Raw genomic sequence first — 3,956 nt, forward strand, 5'->3', positions numbered from 1 at the left:
CATTTCAGGATGGACATGGATTAGCGCTGAGTTATAAAATCTTGTTAATGAATTTAAATGACAATCAAAAAGAGGTTATAAAAACATTGATAATGCAGTGTTTATTAAAGTCGGCCTAAAAACCGATTTTAAAAGCTCCGGATTTTCCGGGGCTTTCCTCTTATTGAGTTCACACAATTTAGAATGAAGAAATTATTGGTTTTAGTTGGATTTTTGGCTTTGATAACCACTGCATCGAAAGCACAAAAAATTGAAGAAATCGATGGAATTTATTACCAGAATTCCAAAAAGTACACCGGAACCTACCAGGGTTATTACGATGATAATACGCTGCAAAGCGAGGTGAAGGTAAAGAATGGTGAGAAACATGGAAAAGCAACCATTTACTTTAAAAACGGGCATGTTAACGAAATTCGTTCGTACAAACAGAACCAGATGCACGGCAAATGGGTGATGTACAACGAGCACGGAATTAAGGTGTCGGTTGCACGTTACAAAAACGGAAAAAAACATGGTAAATGGGTGATTTGGAATGACTACGGGCATTTGTTGTATGAACTGGAATATGACAATGGCGAAAAAACCGGAGTCTGGAAGAAATATGATGAGCAGGGAAACCTGATAAGCGAACGAAAGTACTAACCGTATGGCTGCCAAAATAAAAACGGATTTAATTAAACTGTAATAGAAGTGTAACTACTCCGTAATTGTCATCCTGTATTTTTGTAGTACAAGATCGACAAAACAATAAATGAATATTATGAAACGACCATGAATTTTTATTCTTCATATTAACAAACAAGAAGAATTAAAATTCATCGTGAGTTACATGAGTTACAGCTAAAAATTAAAAATATAAACGAATGAAAAAGTTACTAATAGCAGCATTACTGGTTATTTCAGTTTTAGCGGTAAATGCAAAAGAAGACGATAACAAATCGAAAAGTACTGATACGGAAAGCCAGGCTACAATGATGATTTCAGGTTCTATTGCCGATGAATTATCAGGGGAGTCGCTTGTAGGTGTTGAAGTAAAGTTGGAAGGAACCGATAGGAAAGCATACACCGATTTTGATGGTAATTTCTCGTTTGAAGGAGTAAAACCTGGAGAATACAAGGTGGTTACAACTTATATTTCTTACGAGAAAAAATCGGAAGTTGTAAATGTTGATGCTAACAAAAACGATATTAAAATAAAGCTGCAATCTTCTAACTAAAGGTTGGAGTAACTTAAGATTGAATCCGCCTCTGAGAGCAGAGGCGGTTTTGACATTTTTAATATTCAGGAAATTAGTATGTAATGTTAAAGCCCGTAAATTAGCAATATGCTCCATATCACAAGAATCCATTCGTCTTTTGGCGGATGGTTTTTTTATGCTTAAATGTTACATTTTGTAACTTACATTTTGTAAATCGCAAAATGTAAAAATTTGATTATGCTTTGTATCGTACTTAATAATAACAATCCTTTTTACTGCCTGGCTACCGAAGAGTACCTTTTGAAAAATTTCGACGACGATATTTTTATGCTTTGGCAAAGCGATAAAACGGTTGTGGTAGGCAAACACCAAAATGCGCTGGGCGAAGTAAATTACCGTTATGTGCGCGAGAATGATATTACGGTTGCACGTCGTATTTCGGGTGGCGGCACTGTTTATCACGATGCCGGAAATGTAAATTTTGCCTTTATTAAAAATGTAAAAAGCCCGGCAGAGATTTCGTTTAAGCAGTTTACCGAACCGGTGGTGGAAGCGCTGGCTCAGCTTGATATTGAAGCCACAACATCGGGCAGAAACGATTTACTGATTGAGGGATTGAAGATCTCGGGAAATGCAGAGCACGTTTTTAAAAACCGGGTGTTGCACCACGGTACTTTGTTGTTTAACTCCGACCTGGAAAACCTGGGGAACAGTATAAAAGTTATTCCCGGGAAATATACGAGTAAAGCGGTGCAGTCGAACCGAAGCAAAGTGGCCAATATTTTTCCGTTCCTGAAAAACGAAATGGATATTGAGGCATTTATCGATTTCCTTATTGGCGTGCAATTGAAAAAGGATGGCGCTGAAAGTTATACGATTTCTGCAGATGATGAGGAAGCCATAAAAAAGCTGGTTGACGAAAAATTTACAACCTGGGACTGGCGTTGGGGCTACTCACCAAAATACACGTTTACCAATAAGGCGGAAATAGATGGCCGGACACTGGAAATCTATCTCGAAGTAAAAAAAGGCCGGATTGAAAACGCAAACCTGCAGGGTAATTATTTTGTTGAGCCATACACCACCGAGTTATCAGCCTTGCTCGTAGGGAAACAACATTTTTACGAGGATATTCGCGATGTTTTAAAAACAGATAACGAAGCGTTGATTTATGCGTTCTTTTAAAAACAGCAAAGAAAAAGCGCACTACAAAATGCAGCGCGCCATTCCAATATTCTAATATTCCAATCTTCCTATTTCGGCAAAGGGTATCCTTCCAGTTTTTTCAGGTTAGCAGCAATTTCCGATTCCGGGTATTCGTAATCGTGCAGTTCTCCACCTAAGTATTTATTGTAACCAACAAGGTCCATCAAACCATGTCCACTAAAGTTGAAAAGGATTGTTTTCTCTTTTCCTTCCTCTTTCGCCTTTTTCGCCTCGCGGATGGTAGCGGCAATGGCGTGTGTTGTTTCCGGAGCGGGAATGATACCTTCAGTTTTGGCAAACAACAACCCGGCCTCGAAACATTCGCTTTGGTGAACAGCTACCGCTTCCATTAACCCATCTCTTAAGGCAGCACTTACCAGCGGAGCCATTCCGTGGTAACGCAAACCTCCGGCGTGGATTGGTGCCGGAACAAAGTTGTGGCCCAGACTGTTCATCGCCAAAAGCGGAGTCATTTGTGCCACATCGCCGTTATCGTAAATAAACGGAGCTTTTGTTAAAGTGGGGCAGCTGAATGGTTCGGCTCCAATAATCTGAATGTCGGCACCATGAATTTTATCGTACATAAACGGGAACGAAAGACCAGCGAAGTTACTACCGCCACCACAGCAGCCAATAACTACATCAGGGTTTTTAATACCCACTTTTGCCAGCTGTTTTTTGGCTTCCAAACCAATTATAGTCTGGTGCAACATTACGTGGTTCAACACCGAACCCAATGAATAACGGGTTCCGCCGGTAGGATCGGTAACTGCTGCTTCAACGGCTTCAGAAATAGCAATTCCCAAACTTCCCGGTGTATCAGGAAACTGTGCTAAAATATCGCGACCGGCCTGTGTTTCGGTACTTGGACTAGCAATACACTTGCCACCCCAGGTTTCCATCATCATCTTACGGAAAGGTTTCTGATCGAAACTTACACGCACCATAAAAACTTTACACTCAATACCGCCAATTTGTGCACAGGCATACGATAATGCAGAACCCCACTGTCCGGCACCGGTTTCGGTGGTAAGTTTTTTAATACCAAACTGTTTGTTATACCAGGCTTGCGCCACAGCTGTATTGGGTTTATGACTACCGGCGGGCGAAACGCCTTCGTTTTTGTAATAGATCTTTGCAGGAGTTCCCAGTGCTTCCTCCAGTTCGTAAGCTCGAATTAAGGGACTTGGCCGCCACTGTACCAGAATTTCGCGAATTCCTTCAGGAATATCGATCCAGCGCTCCTGGCTAACTTCCTGCTCAATCAGGTTCATCGGGAAAACCGGTGCCAACATTTCAGGGCCCACAGGATTTCCGTCAGGGCCAAGTGGTGGGTTCAACGGCGATGGCAGATCGGGAGCCAGGTTATACCATTGTTTGGGCATTTCCGATTCTTCGAGAAAAATCTTCTTTTGTCTAGTCATGATTTGTTATTTTATTGGTTGATAATTCAGTTTTTACTAATGAGTATTGAGTACAGAGTATTGAGAAATTCAAAGGAAATCTCCTTTTTCCCAGCCGAGTCTGTCTCACTACTCATGTCTAATAATC

General features: G+C 40.9%; 4 protein-coding genes. 3 read left to right on the top strand and 1 reads right to left on the bottom strand.

The annotated features are described in order from the left end of the window. The first annotated feature begins 183 nt into the window (after positions 1–183). The 3 genes from ABZB17_RS21230 (at position 184) to ABZB17_RS21240 (ending at position 2,384) form a co-directional block, all read left to right on the top strand. Positions 184–642 (top strand): toxin-antitoxin system YwqK family antitoxin, encoded by a 459-nt coding sequence (locus tag ABZB17_RS21230; RefSeq protein WP_372653426.1) that lies wholly within the window; start codon positions 184–186, stop codon positions 640–642. 221 nt (positions 643–863) lie between these two features. After that, positions 864–1,217, top strand: a complete 354-nt coding sequence (locus tag ABZB17_RS21235) for a carboxypeptidase-like regulatory domain-containing protein (protein WP_045031482.1) — start codon at positions 864–866, stop codon at positions 1,215–1,217. A 219-nt stretch (positions 1,218–1,436) separates the two neighbouring features. Then, the gene (locus tag ABZB17_RS21240; protein ID WP_372653429.1) at positions 1,437–2,384 is read left to right on the top strand and encodes a lipoate--protein ligase; all 948 of its coding nucleotides are present in this window, start codon (positions 1,437–1,439) and stop codon (positions 2,382–2,384) included. A gap of 68 nt (positions 2,385–2,452) precedes the next feature. On the opposite strand, the gene ABZB17_RS21245 is transcribed toward ABZB17_RS21240, so the two are convergent. Beyond that, complete coding sequence (locus ABZB17_RS21245) at positions 2,453–3,829, bottom strand: TrpB-like pyridoxal phosphate-dependent enzyme (RefSeq protein WP_372653431.1); 1,377 nt, start codon at positions 3,827–3,829, stop codon at positions 2,453–2,455. Between the last annotated feature and the right edge of the window lie 127 nt (positions 3,830–3,956).

The organism is Draconibacterium sp. (genome assembly GCF_041583095.1).
Lineage (GTDB): Bacteria > Bacteroidota > Bacteroidia > Bacteroidales > Prolixibacteraceae > Draconibacterium.

Bases quoted from the DNA above. Each gene is read 5' to 3' on its own strand.
- ABZB17_RS21240 (WP_372653429.1), top strand. From the start codon at position 1,437: ATGCTTTGTATCGTACTTAATAATAACAATCCTTTTTACTGCCTGGCT.
- ABZB17_RS21245 (WP_372653431.1), bottom strand. From the start codon at position 3,829: ATGACTAGACAAAAGAAGATTTTTCTCGAAGAATCGGAAATGCCCAAA.
- ABZB17_RS21230 (WP_372653426.1), top strand. From the start codon at position 184: ATGAAGAAATTATTGGTTTTAGTTGGATTTTTGGCTTTGATAACCACT.
- ABZB17_RS21235 (WP_045031482.1), top strand. From the start codon at position 864: ATGAAAAAGTTACTAATAGCAGCATTACTGGTTATTTCAGTTTTAGCG.